The sequence below is a fragment of the Aminobacter ciceronei genome, assembly GCF_014138625.1.
Classification (GTDB): Bacteria; Pseudomonadota; Alphaproteobacteria; order Rhizobiales; family Rhizobiaceae; genus Aminobacter; species Aminobacter ciceronei.
Genome location: NZ_JACJHY010000044.1, coordinates 1 through 18,100 on the forward strand (window position 1 = coordinate 1; position 18,100 = coordinate 18,100).

Here is an 18,100-nt window from a genome sequence, read left to right on the forward strand (position 1 = left end):
AGAGCCTAGGCTATGCCGATCCTGCTACCGCTACGTTACTGAAAGCATTGGTAAAAACTTGCTCACTCGGCATAGTTCGACGGTCGGCATAAACCGCCAAACTCAACGGCGTCGACCCATACGCCTCGCCGACGTCATCACCCGCATCGTCGCCGGCCATCGGCAAAGCCAGCTCGACGACCTGCTCCCCTGGGCCTATGCCCCAGCGCCACTCAAGGCCGTGGCCTGAGGACAGCGGTTACAGTACGGCTGCTCGTCAACGGCATTCAACTGGAGCAAAATGACCAGCACTCCGGCATGCGACAGCAATCAACCCGTGAAGGAAGTGTCCTCGTCGTTATCGCCGGACAAGTCGCCGATGGGGACGCGGAACCGAGAAAAGTGAACGCCGAATATGCGATTGAATACCTCCAAGGAGCACCCAGAGGCCGGGCTTTGCTGTGAGGATCGGCGCTGGTGGATTACGCCGAACGCAAACGAGACTGATCAGCAGGTTCTGCTTCTTGATGTGGTCGAGGCGGAGCGAGCCAAGGATGATCCTCGCCTTCGACTGTTGTCCGGGATCGCTCATGAGGGCCGATCACTTTGGGTAGTTCGGAGATTGACTTAAGACTTAAGTCATCCTCTACACTCTGAAGCGAGCCAAGAAAGGCACCTCTTCCATGCCTCACGCTGCCTGCGATCCCGCGTAAGGGCGTTCGTTCCACGCTTTGCTAACCGGGCGATTACTCGATTACTCCACAGGCGGTCTTTCCTATTATCGGCAATCCGGCGAATAGAAAGGAGAGTGCATAGGCCCCGACTTCGACTACCTGCTGCTCAAGGGCGACCAGATCGATGCTAGCCGAAGATAGCGCCGCATCGAACGGCACTGTCTGGCGGAGGGGCTAAGGCGGTTCGTTCTCGTCCAGCGCCTCTTGAATCGAAAGTGCGGGAGAATTAGCCGTTTCGCCTCCTCCCGACCCAAAACTGGCGGCTCACCCAGTCAGCACTCCGTGGTTGTTTCCGACGTCTTTCGTCGGGGTCGGAACAACCTACGAAGCTGCGCGCTTTCTCCACTTGGCAACGAAATCAGCAAGGCTATTTTCGTCCATTGGCCTGCTAAGGGCATATCCCTGCAAAACGTCACAACCCAGGCCATTGAGAATTGTCGCGTGCCTCAACGTTTCGACGCCTTCGGCCACCACTTCAATACCGAGTGATTTGCCAATTTCAATGATCGACGAAACGACTTTCCGCTGCCTGTGTGACTCTACGATTGGCACCACAAGCTGGCGGTCAATCTTGAGCCGGCGCGGCTGGAGCTTCAGGAGACTGACGATCGATGCGTAGCCGGTGCCGAAATCATCAATCTCGATGTCTATGCCAAGCTCCTTGATTAGGTCGACATTCTGAACGACGACATCGTCAGTTTCATCGAGGAATATCGACTCGACGAGTTCAAATGAGACTGTTCCAGGTCGAATTTCAAGCAAACTCAGGCCCTTGACCAACTCCTCATCCCGTAGTCGCTTCGCAGAAACATTGACGGATATGCGCGGGATGGGGAGGCCGGACTTCACCCAGCCATCAAAATTGTGCAGGGACTGCTCAAGGACGAGGCGATCGATATCGGAAACGACATTAAGGTCTTCTGCTATGCTGAGAAATGCGTCCGGCGTAAGCAGTCCCTTTTCCGGGTGATTCCAACGCGCCAATGCCTCCACACCAGCGATCGCCAGGGTGTTGGCGTCAAACTGCAGCTGATAGTGAGCAACGAACTCGTTGCGTTCCAAGCCGTTGAGAATCTCATCGGCTACTTGTTTGGTAGTAACTATCTCTGCCTGAAGGTCTTCCGTAAAGAATTCGTGTCGGCTGCGTCCCATCCTCTTAGCCCGATAAAGGGCTATATCAGCATTGATCAACATCCGGCGCGGATCGAATGCGTTCCCGTCTTCAGCTGCGATACCAATACTGACGCCAAAGCGGCACTGATGCCCATGATAGGAGACCGGTTGGCGCATCCGAAAAATGATAAACTCGGCCAGCGACGCGAGTTCTACGGGGCTGGCCTTCGCAATACAGACGACCACGAACTCGTCTCCTCCAATGCGAGCAACGAAGTCACCGGGCCTGACCGCTGACTGTAGCACCTTAGCTGCATGCACAAGCATAGCATCGCCTGCGGCATGTCCGAGTGTGTCATTGATCTGTTTAAAGCGATCGAGATCAACATGGAGCAAGGCAGCGCCGTCATGAACGCGTCTGGTGCCCCAGTTCTTGAATTTCTCATCAAGATAACGGCGATTTGGTAAACCGGTCAGCGGATCGTGAAGCGCATCATGCTCAATTTGCGCTTGAGCCGCTTCCAACTCTGCATTCTTGATCTCCGCGAGTGCCTTCGCGTTCTCCAACTCGCGGTTCAACGTTGCATCAGCAGTGACGTCCCATTCCGCGCCAATCATTCTGGGAGCACTGGAGCCCTCTTGATAACGAATGGCACGGGAACGAACATTTCGTACTTCGCCGGTTGGCAGGAGCAAGCGGTACTCGGACGAATAGTGCCCAGAAGCAGCGCCCGCCTCAAAGTCTTCGGTTGCACGCTTTCTGTCTTGTGGATGTACCGTGCTGGCCCAGTCATCGAATTCTCGCAGCTCACCGTTTGCCGGCTTGCCGTAGATCTCGTTTACGCGGTCGTCCCACAGAAGAACGTTGGAACCAAGATCATGCTCCCACACACCGATCTGCGAGGCATCCAAGGCCAACTCAAGTCGCTGCGAAACCCGTCGCAGCTCTTTTTCCCGATTGCTCAAGTCGCGGTAGTGCTTTTGTCGCTCCCTCATCAACCGACCAGCCATCAAGATCGGTATGACAATCAGCGCACCGCCAGTCAGCATGATTGCCCGCAGGAGCCAGCTATTGGCGGGTGTAATATCCCATCCGCCTTTGGGAATGGCTGCGATCTGCCATGAGCCCGACGGAAGCAATACCTGTGCCGTTACGGGATTGTCGGCGGTGATCCGCTCTTCGCCGAAAAAGCGGACCCCCCTGCCACCCAGTGCATCCTTCCCGGTGAGGGCGATTTCAACTGAAAGATTGTCGTCGAGTAATCCGGAATCCCGATAGAGTTTCTGCACGTCGATAACCGCCGACACGATCCCCCAGAAAGTTTCGTTTGGCTGGCCACGATTGAGAAAGACAGGAAAGCGGCCAATGAACCCCTGCCCTCCCTGGCGTAGTTCCACAGGCCCGGCGAGCACTAGCTGTTTGGTATCGCGAGCGCGAAGAGCAGCCTCCCGTTGTTTTTCGTCGCGTCGATAATCGAGGCCGAGCGCCCTTTCATTTCCACGTACCGGATGCATCAGTGAGATGACGAGGTCCGGGGCGGCCGCAATGTTTCTCAGTTGGCTCTGTTCGCGAAAGAGATTCTCCGCCAGTTGAACGAACCGCTCTTGGCCCATGCCTGGTTCAGTGACTATGGTTGCGACCAGGCCGCGGATAAGCTGGATATTGGCATTGATATTGCCTTCAAGCTTGGCACGGACAAGACTGACCTCACTGGCTACATCGCTACGCAAAGTCTGTTCGGCGACAACCTTGTTCTGCCGGTCTGCAAAAACCGCAGCCAGTATCAGGACGACAGCGGCGATGGAAGCCGGTGCGTACGTCCAGGCACCTACTGCGCGCTGTATCTGACGAAACATTAGCGCAGTCAATTCTATACCCCGTCTGACAGTCAATTTGTTCTCGCGAATGAACAGCCATGCTAATTAACACTGTTTAAATTAGCATTTCCTGCTCTTCGCATGTTTTCAGAAGTTGGAGCAGAATGAGCCAGATACCGATAGGTGCCATCCGTGACCAGCAAAGCCAAATGATGTCCCTCTTATTGGTCAAGAGAATGATCATAGCATCAGCGGCTTGCGGCTTCGCAAGCCGCCGAACTGTCGCCGCACGCTTGGGGTTGGCCGAGTTCGTCCCAGCCTTGGATCACGACGATGCGCGCGTCAGCGTGGTCTTCCCGCCGACAACCTGACGCTTGTGGCGCGCCTTTCCGCGCAAGAACGGGCTGGGGGTGCGCTATCCGCATTAGCTCGAGGAGCGGCAATTGATCTCCCGGCTTATAGTTTCGCGCTTCAGAAAATGGTTGGATCTGTCCGCATGTCGGATCGAGCTGTGCGTCATCGATTCAACCCCGCCAATCGTATTTATGGACAGCGCGAACCGACACCACGGTGGCGGACAGAATTGCCTTCCCGGCACGATTACAAGGAAAATGGTCAGCGTCACCGACGTTCGGCAAGCGGACTCTTTAGAAGTTCGGGCAACGTGACGGAGTATTCCGGCATGAAAGCGAAGCCAATTCTGGCGAGCACCATCGATTGCACCCAGTTCTCGCGCTCTTCAGGGCGAAAACGGGCATACAGGTTCACATTGGTCTGTCGGCAAACATCGCAGCGCGTCACTTGAAGCGGGTGAGCAACGCCGACGCGGCCTCATAGAGCCGTCCGGCGCAACGTCGGGATCCGCAGCGAATGCCCCAGGTGAGAGCGACATCATCTTTGAACTATCGACGTCGATCGATTTGTCCGCCAGATAAGGTATCGGCCATTCCTCTGGAGGCAATCGAAGTCATGAAAACGAGCCAGGTACTTCTCAGGAAACGTGGTCGACATCGTGGGGCCCTTGGCACCCGTGGCTGCCCTTCAGTCGAGATGAGGAGGCAACGTCAGGCCGGCCTCGATTCACATGGGCAATATGGCGGGCCAACGATCCCTTTACGCGGTGAAAGTGCCGAATATGGAATGAGTGTCCCGCAACTTGGTTCCGACAGGGGAACTCGACACCTGTCCGGCTTACGCTTGCGCAGCGCAAGTTCAACGGAGTGGTCATCGTTGATGGTCGTCGGCCCCGGCGACCCTCACCACACCGCAGCCGATACACCTCATGGCTTTGGTAAACTCGACCGACGGCTGCCGCAATCGATTAGGCTTAGTGAGAGAACGTAAGAGCTTGCAAAGTTCATGAAGGTCAATTTCAAACGCCTGCGGGTTTGCGAGTACCGCGTTGCAGCGTTTGATTTTGCCGCCAGGCGACAAGTCTGTGCCCGGGGTGTTGACCCTAGGCCCATCAGGTCTGCCGCCGACACTTGTATCGGCTGCCGTCGCCACTCCGCAGAGTAGCAGCAGGACGATGGTGCCGACCAACATTTTTTTAGAAGCTATCGACGCATTGGCCATGCTTGCTTCCTCCCACTACATTAAGAGTCTTCAACGCTTAGACAAATGGCGATTTTTTTGTACTGTATTCTATAACCTTTAAATTCTTGCGTGTGGATAGTGATGTAGTTTAATCAAAGTCTCTAAATCAAAACCCACCCCCAGACGTAACTGCGCGATCGCGACCTCAACCCGCCGCCGTCGAGTATGGGTCGGCCGAACATCCCGCAAAACACGGAGGGCCGGATATGAGTGGCCCAATTACCATCCACAGCGAAAGCTTCCCAAAGTGGCAAGACAGGAACGGGGGCTTTGATGCTTATCGTTGGCCTATTATTGTCGTCATTAAGGGATGCTTTAATGATCTTGTCCTAATTTAAAGAAATGACCCGGCGCAATCTCATTCTCGCAAAAGCAGCTGTCGTGACCGCGATTGCAGTTGTTTCGACTTTTGTACTTTCATTCTCTATCCGACTAGCCCTTGGAATGCCGATCGACTGGCTCAGTTGGGTCGAGTGCATCGTGATCCCTATTGTCATCGCAATGCCAGTCGCCTCATATATTTTTCATCAGTCTGAGATGTTCAAGGAAGCCAGTGAGGCGCTCGCGAGATCCCATGCGGCATTGAGCGAAACCCACGAAAAACTCAACTATTCGACAAGCCATGATCCGGCGACCGGGCTCCTGAACCGTGAGGCCTTCATTGGTCACCTGGCTCGTGTGGGCCGAGATGAAGAATGTGACATGCTGCTCCTGATTGATGCCGATGAATTTACAAAGATCAACGACCGGCACGGTCATGCCAAAGGTGACGAGGCCTTAAATCGGATAGCCAAGGCTCTTCTGTATGCAACTCGACCCAGCGATGTGGTGGGCCGAACTGGAGGGACAGAGTTTGGCGTCATCCTACGTGGCGTCGACAAGGACAGTGCGATGTTGCGGGCGGAGATGATCAGACGGCAGGTCGAGACAATTCGCTGGATGAAAAGCGATCGCGGAAGCATCAGGACGACAGTCAGCATAGGCGGCGCCGAAATGCGGGGCTCGGCCGATACAGCACAGAGCCTGCGTCAAGCCGCTCGATGCTTATATGAGGCAAAGCAGCAGGGACGAAACCGTGTCTCATTCAGCTACAAATTGGCATAGCCTTTCCCGGCGATTGGACCGGAGGTGCTGCTGTTAGGGCGATGTTAGCGGGAGCATTTGTCATGGTGCTATCTCACCAGTGCCGGTTTGGTCTTGCGGCCGAGCCCTAATTCCTTAGCCATCCGAGAGCGCAGGGCTGAATAATTGGGTGCGACCATAGGATAATCGGTAGCAAGCCCCCACTTTGCCCGATATTCCCCCGGAGTTAGGTTGTAGTTTGTTTCGATGTGATTTTTGATGAATTTAAACTTACGCCCATCTTCCAGGCAAATAATATAGTCTCCCGTCACGGAACTCTCAATCGGCACCGCAGGCCGCAAAAAGCGAGGGTTGAAAGATGGCTCTCCGCGCATCTTTGTATCAACAAACGATTTGTGGACAATTTCAATAAGATTGCCGACATCTTTTAAAGGTACAGCATTATTTGACAAATAAGCGCAAACAATCTTCGTAGTGAATTCGACGGGAGAAATAGCGGCACTCTTACCAGCAAAAATTTCCATCATTCTTGTTCCCGTTTATTCTTGATGTGAATTGCCTATACGATGCTTTCCCCAGGGGCAAGATGCAGTTGTGGTTGCATGTATTGCTCGAAATAGAGACCATGGCGTGTATTTCATCGCGCGGGCCTGGGATATGGCTAGTTGAACTTGGGTCAAGAGCACGCGCGCGCGTTGCTTGACGTTGCGTTAGGACCAGCTAAATTACCGCTTAACCTAGCATCCGGGCCCTTGCGGGCGCGTACATCGTCTGTGCTGAAAAACGACGCCTTGTACCCTCGTTGTTAGCTTTCGTGAAAAAGCCGAGTGCTGAAGCAGCACTCATCGCGACAGCAGATCCAAAACTTGATGGTAGAATGCCTGACCTCGAACTGTCCGAAGCCCAGGAACTGGCGCAGGCGATGGGCGATCCGGAGTTCACTTACACTCTAGACGCCAATGAGGCTCTCGAAGTCTTGAAGCTGCTGACCAACGCCAAGCTGGACGCCGACACGATGGGAGATCAGCGCCTGAGCCGCGAGATTGGGATGGGCGTGCAGATCGCCACAGAGATCGCACTCGGCCGTTTAATCCACTGACCATGGCAACTTAGGGAGCCGGCGCGCGACGCATTCGATCCCTACAAATAACGGCGAGTTGGCATCGCTATCGCTGTTGACCGAATATAGTTGGTCTACCTAATTCCTGTACAATTATTCCTACGCCCACGCACGAAAATCCACCTCTGATTGAGATGCCTGCGAGGTTCGACACAGCATACTCTTGATACGATCTAAATTTATGGTTTTAATTAGGAATTTCTTATTGAGCTTTAACTTAATCGTTCGGGCAACTTACCCCTAGGGCAGCCCTCCTTTTCCTTTCATGAGCTTATTAATGGCCGGCGGCGTGCATCTCCCTCCTCTCGGTTCGTCGGGTCATCAGAAAAGAGCGATCCTCATAACCGCCGTTCTTCTCTCGCTTGGAATAACAGCGGCGCTAGGGGCTGTCGTCAGCGGCGCCATCTATTCCATCGTGAGTACTGCTGATGAACTTGACGAGACAAGGGCAGCTGGCGCTGCGGCTTCCGCACTGGAGTCGTTGCGTTCGCAGATGGCCGGTACAGTCAGGGACAACGCATTCTGGGACGAGGCTTATCGCCAACTGGCGTCGCCAACTCGAGATGCTTGGCTGATCGAGAACTGGGGATTCCCGACCCTGGACTATCCGCTCTATGACATGGCATTGGTGATCGGACCCGACGATAAGCCACTGCTGAGTTACCGCTATGGCAAAGCAATGGACGTGCAGCCCGGTGAGTTTTTCGACAGCTCCTTGGCTCGCCTCGTAGAGCGTGCGCGCGCTGCCGATGGCCTTGAAGGAGATGTCCATGCAGCTTTCATAGGAACTATGCACGGGTCAGCGTTAATTGGCGCTGCGCGCATCCGTCCCTTCCTTCAAGGTATTCCGCCGCCGGGTTCTTACACTCTGATATTTGCGAAGGATCTTGACGCCAAAACGATCAACGGGACTGCTCGAAAATTCAACCTCGGCGGCCTTCAGCTGACTGACAGCGCCGTGGACGGAACTGTTGCGGCACCTCTAAGAGATGTTGACGGCAATGCTATAGGCTTCCTCAGCCTTCCATCGGAGAAGCCGGGTACACACAGCTACGAACGTGTCCGTCCGCTCATTTTTGGAGCGGCTGCCATCCTGCTCCTGCTGATTGTAGGTATTGGCTTGATTGGTCTGCTCTCGGTGCATTCGCTCGCCAACGAACAGGCCCGCGCGAGACAAAACTCGCTCCACGACCATCTAACCGGTGTGCTCAATCGTCCGGGTTTGTCCGAATATGTCGAAAATCTCGCGCCCGATGTCTGCCGTTCGGCGATGATCGGTCTGTATCTAGTGGATATTGATGGCTTTAAAGCCATTAACGACGTGTGGGGGCAACAAGTTGGCGATAAACTGCTGGGAGCAGTCGCAGCACGGTTGGCCCAGGATCTGCCCCTGGGAACAGCGATTTCTCGGCTGGACGGTGACCAGTTCGCGATCGTGTCGTTGATGGATGCACCCGGCAAAGTCCCCCATTTGCAATCGGCCGTCAGTGACGTGTTCGCAGAACCTTTCAAGATTGGACGACGTGAGATCGAGATCGGTGTCAGTGTTGGCGTGACCGAGGCCGCATTGTCACAGGCGAATTTCCACGACTTGTTACGACAAGGCGAAATGGCTCTGCACCAGGCAAAGCATGGTTCAGATGGCGCGACAGTCGTCTTTCACGCGCAAATGGAAGCCGAACTTATTGAGCAAGCGAAGCTAGAACAACAGTTGGTCGAGGCCTTGGATCGGCGCGAGATCAAGGCCGCATTCCAACCGGTCGTAGACGCGCGCAGCGGGGATCTTTGCGGTGTGGAAGCGCTGGCGAGATGGAACAGCGAGAGTGGGCCGATCGCCCCTGATGTGTTCATACCAGTTGCCGAGAGGGCCGGGCTCATTGGAATACTGGGATCTCAAATCCTGGAAGAAGCCGTAGCGCAGGGCTCACGCTGGCCTGGCTTACATATTGCTGTGAACGTGTCCCCCTTGCAGCTCCGAAACCGATATTTCGCTGGAGGCCTAAAGGCCACGCTCGACAAGTTTGGGTTTGAGCCAAACCGCCTGACCATCGAGCTTACGGAGGGCGTTCTTATTTCCAATGCCGATCAGGCGAAACGATCAATCTCCGAGATCAAGGCGCTAGGCATCAAGGTTGCTCTCGACGACTTCGGTTCCGGGTTTGCGAGTATCGGCTCGTTGCGGCAATTTCGCTTTGATCGCGTCAAGTTAGACAAGTCGCTTGTAGCCAATATCGAGCATGATGCTCAGGCTGCGAAAGTGTTGGATGCCACTATCAAACTGGTGAATGCTCTCGGGGTCCCTGTCACAGTCGAAGGAATTGAGAATCGGCACCAGGCGGAGTTTGCCCGACAGGCCGGCAGCCATCAATTGCAAGGCTATTGGTTCTCTAAACCTCTGTCGAAGGAGGAACTGGCCGAGCGCTTCCTTAGGCGAGACTGCTTGAGAGAGTTTCGGGTGGGTGGCTAAGACGCTGTCGCCCATGAGCCGCTAGTATCAATACGGTCAGGCCGACTCTGGGAGTTTGCCGGCCCATGTAGAAGCGTGCTGGCGAGCGCCGAACGAAGAAGACCCCGCTCCCTAACAGGAGCGGAGCCTTAAATCAGGCCTCGCAGGCAAAGTGTTACTTGTTGGTAGAGCGCGTTAGGGTGGGGTTGGGGGCGCACGCTCTACATCGCAACCATATCAAAACGTATTTCACCAGCAATAGCTAATACATATCTGACCTCTACATTAGTGCGGAGGCGCACGAAGACACCAATTAGTCCCGACAGCGAAGTCAGCACCCCGGGCAAATCTGCCGAAATATCCATCAGCTAGAAAATCGAACAAAGCACGCAACACCCAGTGGCCGGTGGCAAGTCACGGTTGGTGAGGTATGGCATCCCAGAATGCGGCGCCTAAAAATGCACATGCCAGAAGGGCAAAAGTCGGCCCTGCGAAAGCTGCCAGGCAGATATCAAGTGCACAAAGCCTGGGTCTTAGCAACCCAAAAGGACGTATTTAGCTTATTTATGCTGGTCTTTTCCAATCTCCTGTATAGGATGAGTCTGGTACAACCAATTGGTCTTTCATAGATTATCAGACGTCTTTGAAGGCAGCTCCTATGGATATCAAGACTGACAACTACAGTGTTTGGGCAGAAGGAACCGATCTATATTTCAGTGGGGTCATGCGCCTAGAGAACAAGGCAGCTTCGGAGATCACGTCACTGGTACGAGACGTCCTCAACTCCGGGCCACCAGTTCTTACGGTGCACCTGTCCGACCTGCAATTCCTCAACTCGCAAGGCAGGAATATCCTGGCAAAATTAGTGATTGAAGCCCGAAATCATCCCCAGGTCCGGATGGTGATTCGGGGCAACAGCAATATTGCATGGCAGCAAAGGACCCTGCCAAATCTCAAGAGAATATATCCAAGCCTAATGCTGCTTATGGATTGAAAAGTGAAGGCCCGCCGGAACCTGCCATTGAGCCCTGCGTCCGGCACTCTAACCACCCCATCAACACCACGACGCAGGTTCCTCGATGCCTAGATTCTCGTCCTCGGCAATCCGGAGGGCGATGTCACCATTGCCGAGTTCTTCGACTACCTAAGTGTCCCGTCCCGGAGACGTTGCCGACGACCGCCATATGCGACGACTGGTCCGGTAGAGGTGGAGGACAAGCGACAGCACCACACCGAGGACTACGCCCGGCTCGACGCCCAGAAGAGAGTACCGAGGATTGTCGCCGCCATCGCGGAAAATCAGACCCAGCGGATGATCGAGAAATCGACGAGTGACAGGACGGCGACGATGATCGTCGCCGCCAGCGGCGCCTGCGGAAGGTTCGCCAGCTATGGAGTGAAGAACAACATCGCCAGCGCGATGCCGACAGCGGTGAAGACGCCGGCCGCGGCGCGTTACCGCGCCGGCGTCGAAATTGACGACCGAGCGAGCGAACCCGCCGGTGACCGGATGGCCGAGCAGTTAGCATCTACCGCTTGGTACTCGATCGTAAGCGTGGCGCGGTCTCTGATGCCAGATAGCCGCATTGTTATGTCTATCGGGCCGCCCCTTCATTGAAGAAGGATGGCATCGATGGATGACAGGAGAATCCTGGTTATTTGGTTAACCAGGATTCTGGAGATGTGCGACTCGTTTCGGCGTGCCACTGGCGCCGGTCATGCTGGCGTTGTAGACATTGCTTAAGCCTGATCCTTGCCGAACATTGGCCGCTGGCCGGTGTTCAGCGGACGGGCTAATAGAGGACACCGGTGGTTTGCACCGCAGTCGCCCGCGAACGGCTATAGGGCCGTCAGCCGGGTCTGCGCCCTCCAAGCTATCTCGCCCACTTTCGGCGTGCCTCCTCCAGACGTACAGCCCCTTCGCGACGACCAATGGCCAACGCCCCTTTCAAAGACAGCTCCGGACGCGCAATCGGGAATGCGGTAGCCAACCCGCGCATCAGAGCTTGATCACCGACATCCTTCAGTTGCGCCTCTCCCACGCGCGAGTATCTACTTGAAGCCGCTCCTCCGACCGGACAATCTTCTGAGTTCGGAACCTTGCCAGGAGACATCACAGCGGTGTTTTGGCGGCAACTTTCGGATCGCGCGGTGAAGAATTTTCCGAGTCTTTGAAAGCTTCAGCTTATGACTACTTCGAGTTTACGCATATCGCCCCGAACGCAGGCGTCGTCGATTCAACCCGGCCAATCGTATTTATGGGCAGCCCGAACCATGGCCGCAGTGGCCGGACTGAACTGCCTTCCCGGCACGGTTACAAGGGAGATGGTCCGTGTCACAGACGGCTCGACAAGCGGACGCTGCATAAGTTCGGGCAACGTGACAGAGTATTCCGGCATGAAGGCGAAGCCAATTCTAGCGAGCACCATCGATTGCACCCAATCTTCGCGCTCCGAGCGAAAGCGGGCGTAGAGCTTCACATCGTTCTCCCGACATACATTCATCACCATGTCCCGCATCTCGCACGACAGGCGGTCAACATAGGGCTCGTCGGAGAGGTCGCTCAATCGGATGACGTTAAACGCCGAAAGCCGGTGGTCGGGCGGAAATATGACGACATAGCGTTCCTTGTAGAGTTCCTGAACACGAAAAGAATCACCAAGGCCGTCAAGGGGATTGAGAACGGCCAATTCGAGTTCGCCGTTTTCGAGACGGCTTTTCAGATCGCCGACTTTTCCTTCGCTGACCTCAAGGTCTACTCCACGGAATTCCTTCTGAAACCGGGCGAGAAACCGCGACAACTTCATATGGCCGATGGTTGACATGATGCCAAGGCGAATGGGCACCTGATCCAGAAGCCTAAAATTGTCGGCGAGAGTCCGGGTCGCTTCCGCCTCCTGTATGATGTGCTGCAGATGCGGTAGAAGCGACCGACCGAACTCACTCAGGAGAACACGCTTTCCTTCCCGGTGGAACAAAGACGCGCCAAGTTCATCTTCGAGGGTCTTTATCGCCTTGGTTAAGGCGGGCTGCGACACATTGCATTTGGCGGCCGCCTTAGTGAAGTTCAAAGTCTCTATGGCTGCCAGCACATACCGGACCTGAGACATCTCCACGGGTGACCCCTCCCAAAACTGTTCGGAATGTAATGGTACCATGCCGATCCATAGCTGTCGGTTATGGATCGATAAAAAACCAGTTGTTCCCATTGACCTACATGCGGTCAACAATCTCCGCATGGTTCAAAAAAGGAGGATGAAATGAGCGTCTATATGGTGGAACGTGATCTCAAAGGGATCAACATGGAAGCTCTTGGTGGCGCGCAGAAAGCTGCGATCAGCAAGGCAATCGAGATGTCAGCCGCAGGCACGAAGATCAAGTATCTTCGCTCGACCTTTGCGCCCGAGGACGGCCGCTGCATGTGCCTTTTCGAAGCCAATTCCGATACCGATGTTAAGCGTCTGAACGACGATGCAGGCCTGCCGTACCACAAGATCGTTCCGGCCCTCGATCTAACGCCGTGACTGCCGAGCCTGCTCACTAGCGACTAGCGGCATGGGGTAGACCTTGAGGTCAGAGAAGGAAAAGTCGGCGATCCTAAGAGCCGTCCGAAAGCGGCGAACTCGACAGGTAGCTCGGGGCCTATCAATACCAGTTCGACCAAGCTCAGCAGATGACGCGCATTCACTGGCGACCCTGTCGTATTCTCGTATTCTCGCACCGCCGTCGAGCCGGAGAGGCGGACGGCTGCGCAGGTCCGCCGTTAGGTGAGCCAATACGCAAGACCGAAGTATCGGTGTTAGGCGACTTGCACGGCTGGCCGACTGCGGCGCGCAAGCAGCGGCTTTTCGACGAAGCGATAGGAGAGCGTGGCAGCACCGATCGACAGAACGACCACCACGAAAGTTCCGGAAACCGGGTCCGTGTTTTCGCGAACCGCTCGGACGATTGGGTAGTGCCAGAGGTAGATACCGTACGAGATCGACCCAAGGTATACCAGCGCCCTTGCCGACAGCGCAGTGCCGATCGGAGTTTGGTGGCCGCTCACCAACGACATCACCAAAGCCCCCGCCGCCAGATCGATCAGAACGGCGGGCCAAGTCAAGGCATTGAGCAGTTCCCAATGCAGTAACAGGAAGGCCAGCCCAAGCACGATCATCGAGAAGCGGCTAAGGACCAGCGCCGCGTGTGGGCCGGGACGCCATGGCAGGATGGCAACCAGCGACCCCATGATCAGGCCGCTCAGGCGCGTGTCAAACCGATAATACACTTCTTGCCAACTCCCCCAGGCAAGCACCTCACAGATACGCCATGCCGACGCCGCCACGAACAACGCCGCAAAAATCCAGGCGACGGAATGTGGTGACAGCCGGCACGTCGCGATCACCACGAGGGGCCAGATCAGATAGTAGCGCTGCTCGACGGCGAGCGACCATGTGTGGCTGAGCTTGTCCGGCCAGTCCCAAAACGCGAATGAATAATCCGTCAAGTAAAGGCCGGCCAGGGCCACGTCGCGGAACATGGAGTCTTCCGGAAACAGGGCCGGAGCCACCAAAGCATATGCAGCCAGCATCAGCATAAGCGCCGGGCATAAGCGCAGTGCGCGCCACAGATAGAACCGGAGCAGATCGATCCGGCCCGTCGCGGCAACCTCGGCCCGCAGAAGCGAGGTGATCAGATAGCCACTCAGCACAAAGAAGACATCGACGCCGATGAACCCCCCGAAGCCCGGAGGAAACCTGCAATGGAAGAGCAGCACCGCCAGTACCGCCAACGCTCGCAGCCCGTCCAGAGCTGGATTGTACGTCATCCCCCTGCCCTCGCTACCCATCGGTAATGGTATAGAAGGTCCCGGGAGTCCGCCAGCTTTGTACTCGGCGGCGATCCAGTTGGCGGACAACTCGCCGTTGCTCAGATAAACGAAACTGATCAAGCCCTTTGCACACTCGCCAAGATGTACAGGAGGTCGAACCGCGCAATGCGAGAGTTGCGCCGCCGCATGAGCATCGGATGCACCGTCACCTACTGCCAGCCCAATTGGCCTGTAAGAGTACGCTTTCGGAATTCAAGAACATTAGTCTAGCCGTCGAGCAGGCATAGGACGGGATCGACGCTGATATAGATCCTGCCGTCAAAAACGGCGATGCGCCGCTGGCGGTCCAAACGTAACCGCCCGGTTGTTACCGCTGAGATTTCGCTTTGATGCGAGCGATGAGTTCACCGTCATCGATGAAGGCTTCGAGGAAGTCGTTCCATTCGTCGGCGGTGCGGCGAGCATTGGTCAGTATTTGCTCCAGCTCTTCAATTCCGTCGCGGGTGAGCGAAGTTATTGCCTCGTCCGGCCCGGTGTAGACGCTGATGCTGCTGCCGTAGCTCAAGTTGTCATCGTTGCTGACGATCGCCTGAAGGAGTTCGACATCTTCATCGAGCAATTTGGCGACGTAGTCTATGCTGAACACATGGGTCACGGTTGCCATCAGGCGGCCTCGGCGGAGATGGCGGTAACAGGCGACCAATTCCAGGGATGCAGCTCGGACGATTGATCTTGTGATCGTGGATGCGATCGAGCACGCCGGCCAGCCAGGCCTGCGGATCGATGCCGTTCAGCTTGCACGTCTCGATGATCGTCATGGCACGCGCCAAGGTCTCTGCCCCTGTGTCGGCACCGGCAAATAGCCAGTTCTTTCTTCCGATTCCAATCGGGCGCAGGGCTCGCTCGGCGGCGTTGTTGTCCATGGCGACGCGACCGTCTTCCAGGAACAGACATAACGATTTCCAGCGACTCAGGCCATATCGGAAGGCTTTTGCCAGTTCACCTTTTCCCGGAATGCGGGTCAGTTGTGTTTCGGCCCAGACGCGGAATGCCTCGACCTTTGCTTTGCTGTGCTTTTGACGGGCGGCAAGGCGGATATCGGCAGGCTGGCCGGCAACATCGCGCTCGATGTCGTAGAGCCCACCGATACCGTCGAGAGCCTCGCGCGCGATCCCGGATTTGTTCGAGGTCCAGATATCGTGGAAGTCGCGGCGCCAATGCGCCCAGCATGCCGCCTCCCGGAAGCGGGATGCTCCATCCGCTCCAGGCTCATAAAGCTTCCCGTAGCCTTTGTAGCCATCGGCTTGAAGGATGCCGCTTGTCTGCCTGAGGTGATGATGGACGTGGTCTTCTTTCCAGTCAGGGGCAAAATAATAGACCGCACCGGGCGGGGCAGCGCCCGCCCATGGACGTTGATCGCGGACATATTTCCAGATTCTGCCCTTCTTTACGCCTTTCCCCAGCCCCTTGTCTCGCAGCGAGCGATCCAGCACCCGGATCGGGGTGTCGTCGGCATGGAGAAGGTTACTGCCCATGATCACGGTTTCGATCCGCTCGATCAGCGGCTGGAGCACCCGCATGGCGCGGCCGCACCAATCGACCAGTGTGCTATCGGGAATGTCGGCACCCATGCGGGCGAAGATTTCGTTCAGACGATACAGTGGCAGGTGATCGTCGAACTTCGAGACCAGGATGTAGGCCAAAAGACCGGCACCCGCCATGCTGCCAGGGATCGGACGGCTGGGCGCGGGCTACTGCACCATCTTTTCGCAGCAGCGGCAGGATTTCTTCAACCGGGCGACCTCGATGACCTTCATCTGCGCGGCGATCATGTCGAGGATTTCACTAACGTCTTCGCCCACAAGACGCAGTTCACCGCCGCAAGCGGGGCAACAGGTGCCGGGATCGAGTTCCCTGCGCTCGCGAACTGACTTCGCCGATACGCGCGGACGACGGCGCATAATCCTTTCGGGCACGCTGGCCACAGGCGCAGCAGACGCTGCCTCATCGGCCTGATTGATTGGCCCGGCATTGCTTTCCGCCGCAGCGATCAACAGATCCTCCAGCGCCAGTTCCAGCTGCTGGATTTCCCGCTCGATCTTTTCCGCGCACTTGCCGAATGCCTGTTTCTTCAGCCTGGCAATGCGTAGCCGCAGGGTCTGGATCAACTGGTCATGCGCCTGCAACGTCGCCGACATCTGCGCATTTTCCGCCTGCAAGGCGGCGATCATCGCCTTCAGCAAGGCCGGGTCGTCGGGAAGATTCTCGGCGGCGTTCGACATGAACCTGAATACCACAAGTCAGGTCGGTGAGCCATAAAAACCATTAGATTCAAAAGGATAAAATCATCCGACGCAAGCCGGCGGCGCACCCCAATCAGGGCGCCGCCAGTCAATTCCTTCCCATAACATCGCCATTTGCGCTGACGTCAATCGGGCCGCCCCGTCGGCCGCCGACGGCCACGGAAAGCGGCCCTTCTGCAAGACCTTGTAATAAAGACAGAACCCCTGGCCATCAAAATAAAGAAGCTTCAAACGGTCACCACGCCTTCCCCGAAAGGCGAAGACCGCTCCTCCCGTCGGCTTCTGACGCAACACGTCCTGCGCCAGCGCCGCCAGGCCCTCGATTCCTTTGCGCATGTCCGTGATCCCGCAGGCAAGGTAGACCCGAACGCCAGTCCCCGGTCCGATCATGCCGTCTCAACCGCCCGAACCAGCCGCGTCAGCACGACGGGATCAACCCCACTGTCAAAGCGAAGCCTCCGCCCGCAATTCAATTGCACCTCAATCGGCATCGTCGCAGCCGGCGCACGCTCGCCTGGCTCGGGAGCGGCAGCCATCTCGTGTGGCGCGGGCATCTCGATTGGCAGAAAGATCGTCGCCGGCGACAAGATCCCTTTCTCCTTCAGCTCATGCCGCCACGCGTAGATTTGTTGGCGCGTAACCTCATGGCGCTGCGCAACCTGTGTCACCGCCGCCCCGTCAGCCCCAACCGACATGACGATCTCGAGCTTCTTATCATCACACCACCGACGCCGACGTTCCTGCCCAAGAATTTCGACACGCATCCCATTCCTCGCCTAAAACACGTCGCAAACGACGTCGTTAAAGACATGTCTTAGGACATCGACGCCTCATCCGGCCGGCGACAACCGGGCGGTTACGTCCAAACCGCTGCTGAGCGTCATCGCACCACAAGGGAAAATGGGCCATCGTTGGATTGTAGGCAATCGAGCTGCATCCGCAGCCTTGGGCGGAAATGTTGTAGCTCTTGATGAATGATAGCATAGCTCGCTGACCCTTGAGGCTCTCCCAGCTTGGCCGCTGTTCGCTGTAACCGCGGACGTCTCGGTCGCCGCCGCAGTCTGGGCCGAGAAGCCACCGAGGCTCCGCCTCACC

At 56.3% G+C, this 18,100-nt stretch carries 14 protein-coding genes and 3 pseudogenes; 6 read left to right on the forward strand and 11 right to left on the reverse strand.

What is annotated here, in order from left to right; translation table 11 throughout:
- Positions 1–92 precede the first annotated feature (92 nt).
- A pseudogene (locus HNQ95_RS33475) lies at positions 93–229 on the forward strand (transposase domain-containing protein); the annotation flags it as partial.
- 805 nt (positions 230–1,034) lie between these two features.
- Here HNQ95_RS33475 and HNQ95_RS29620 read toward each other — a convergent pair.
- The 3 genes from HNQ95_RS29620 to HNQ95_RS29625 form a co-directional block, all read right to left on the reverse strand.
- On the reverse strand, positions 1,035–3,683 hold the full coding sequence (locus HNQ95_RS29620) for a bifunctional diguanylate cyclase/phosphodiesterase (RefSeq protein WP_182575927.1): 2,649 nt from the start codon (positions 3,681–3,683) through the stop codon (positions 1,035–1,037).
- Between the two features lie 582 nt (positions 3,684–4,265).
- Positions 4,266–4,412 carry a hypothetical protein gene (locus HNQ95_RS33480; RefSeq protein WP_210289179.1) on the reverse strand — a complete coding sequence of 49 codons (147 nt, stop codon included), beginning with the start codon at positions 4,410–4,412 and terminating at the stop codon, positions 4,266–4,268.
- A gap of 456 nt (positions 4,413–4,868) precedes the next feature.
- On the reverse strand, positions 4,869–5,219 hold the full coding sequence (locus tag HNQ95_RS29625) for a hypothetical protein (RefSeq protein ID WP_157096954.1): 351 nt from the start codon (positions 5,217–5,219) through the stop codon (positions 4,869–4,871).
- 363 nt (positions 5,220–5,582) lie between these two features.
- On the opposite strand from HNQ95_RS29625, the gene HNQ95_RS29630 reads away from it, so the two are divergent.
- On the forward strand, positions 5,583–6,344 hold the full coding sequence (locus tag HNQ95_RS29630; protein WP_182575926.1) for a GGDEF domain-containing protein: 762 nt from the start codon (positions 5,583–5,585) through the stop codon (positions 6,342–6,344).
- Positions 6,345–6,412: 68 nt separating this feature from the next.
- On the opposite strand, the gene HNQ95_RS29635 is transcribed toward HNQ95_RS29630, so the two are convergent.
- Complete coding sequence (locus HNQ95_RS29635; RefSeq protein WP_208993672.1) at positions 6,413–6,850, reverse strand: Ros/MucR family transcriptional regulator; 438 nt, start codon at positions 6,848–6,850, stop codon at positions 6,413–6,415.
- Between the two features lie 275 nt (positions 6,851–7,125).
- On the opposite strand from HNQ95_RS29635, the gene HNQ95_RS29640 reads away from it, so the two are divergent.
- The 3 genes from HNQ95_RS29640 (at position 7,126) to HNQ95_RS29650 (ending at position 10,883) form a co-directional block, all read left to right on the forward strand.
- Entirely contained in the window at positions 7,126–7,422 is a 297-nt protein-coding gene (locus tag HNQ95_RS29640) for a hypothetical protein (RefSeq protein ID WP_210289180.1), read from the forward strand.
- Positions 7,423–7,720: 298 nt separating this feature from the next.
- The gene (locus tag HNQ95_RS29645) at positions 7,721–9,910 is read left to right on the forward strand and encodes a putative bifunctional diguanylate cyclase/phosphodiesterase (RefSeq protein WP_182575925.1); all 2,190 of its coding nucleotides are present in this window, start codon (positions 7,721–7,723) and stop codon (positions 9,908–9,910) included.
- Between the two features lie 637 nt (positions 9,911–10,547).
- The gene (locus HNQ95_RS29650) at positions 10,548–10,883 is read left to right on the forward strand and encodes a slr1659 superfamily regulator (protein ID WP_067955078.1); all 336 of its coding nucleotides are present in this window, start codon (positions 10,548–10,550) and stop codon (positions 10,881–10,883) included.
- Positions 10,884–11,037: 154 nt separating this feature from the next.
- Here the strand turns inward: HNQ95_RS29650 and HNQ95_RS33855 are convergent.
- Together HNQ95_RS33855 and HNQ95_RS29660 are read right to left on the reverse strand one after the other, a co-directional pair.
- Positions 11,038–11,405 (reverse strand): annotated as a pseudogene (locus HNQ95_RS33855) (SulP family inorganic anion transporter); the annotation flags it as partial.
- Positions 11,406–12,126: 721 nt separating this feature from the next.
- Positions 12,127–12,999, reverse strand: coding sequence for a LysR family transcriptional regulator (locus HNQ95_RS29660; RefSeq protein ID WP_246341051.1), 873 nt, complete (start codon positions 12,997–12,999; stop codon positions 12,127–12,129).
- A gap of 150 nt (positions 13,000–13,149) precedes the next feature.
- Between HNQ95_RS29660 and HNQ95_RS29665 the strand changes: the two genes are divergently transcribed.
- On the forward strand, positions 13,150–13,413 hold the full coding sequence (locus HNQ95_RS29665; RefSeq protein ID WP_067955085.1) for a DUF4242 domain-containing protein: 264 nt from the start codon (positions 13,150–13,152) through the stop codon (positions 13,411–13,413).
- A gap of 275 nt (positions 13,414–13,688) precedes the next feature.
- On the opposite strand, the gene HNQ95_RS29670 is transcribed toward HNQ95_RS29665, so the two are convergent.
- The 5 genes and pseudogenes from HNQ95_RS29670 to tnpA all read right to left on the reverse strand — a co-directional run bounded on the left by HNQ95_RS29670 (position 13,689) and on the right by tnpA (position 17,769).
- Positions 13,689–14,699: an acyltransferase family protein gene (locus HNQ95_RS29670; RefSeq protein ID WP_169808293.1), complete on the reverse strand. Its 1,011-nt coding sequence runs from the start codon at positions 14,697–14,699 to the stop codon at positions 13,689–13,691.
- A gap of 370 nt (positions 14,700–15,069) precedes the next feature.
- Complete coding sequence (locus HNQ95_RS29675) at positions 15,070–15,366, reverse strand: hypothetical protein (protein ID WP_067955087.1); 297 nt, start codon at positions 15,364–15,366, stop codon at positions 15,070–15,072.
- Positions 15,366–16,984, reverse strand: a pseudogene (tnpC, locus tag HNQ95_RS29680) (IS66 family transposase). Before tnpC ends, HNQ95_RS29675 begins: the two are co-directional and overlap by 1 nt.
- Before the next feature lie 63 nt (positions 16,985–17,047).
- Positions 17,048–17,395 carry an IS66 family insertion sequence element accessory protein TnpB gene (gene tnpB, locus HNQ95_RS29685; RefSeq protein WP_067955089.1) on the reverse strand — a complete coding sequence of 116 codons (348 nt, stop codon included), beginning with the start codon at positions 17,393–17,395 and terminating at the stop codon, positions 17,048–17,050.
- Complete coding sequence (tnpA, locus tag HNQ95_RS29690; RefSeq protein ID WP_067955091.1) at positions 17,392–17,769, reverse strand: IS66-like element accessory protein TnpA; 378 nt, start codon at positions 17,767–17,769, stop codon at positions 17,392–17,394. The genes tnpB and tnpA overlap by 4 nt, the downstream gene beginning before the upstream one ends.
- Positions 17,770–18,100 lie beyond the last annotated feature (331 nt).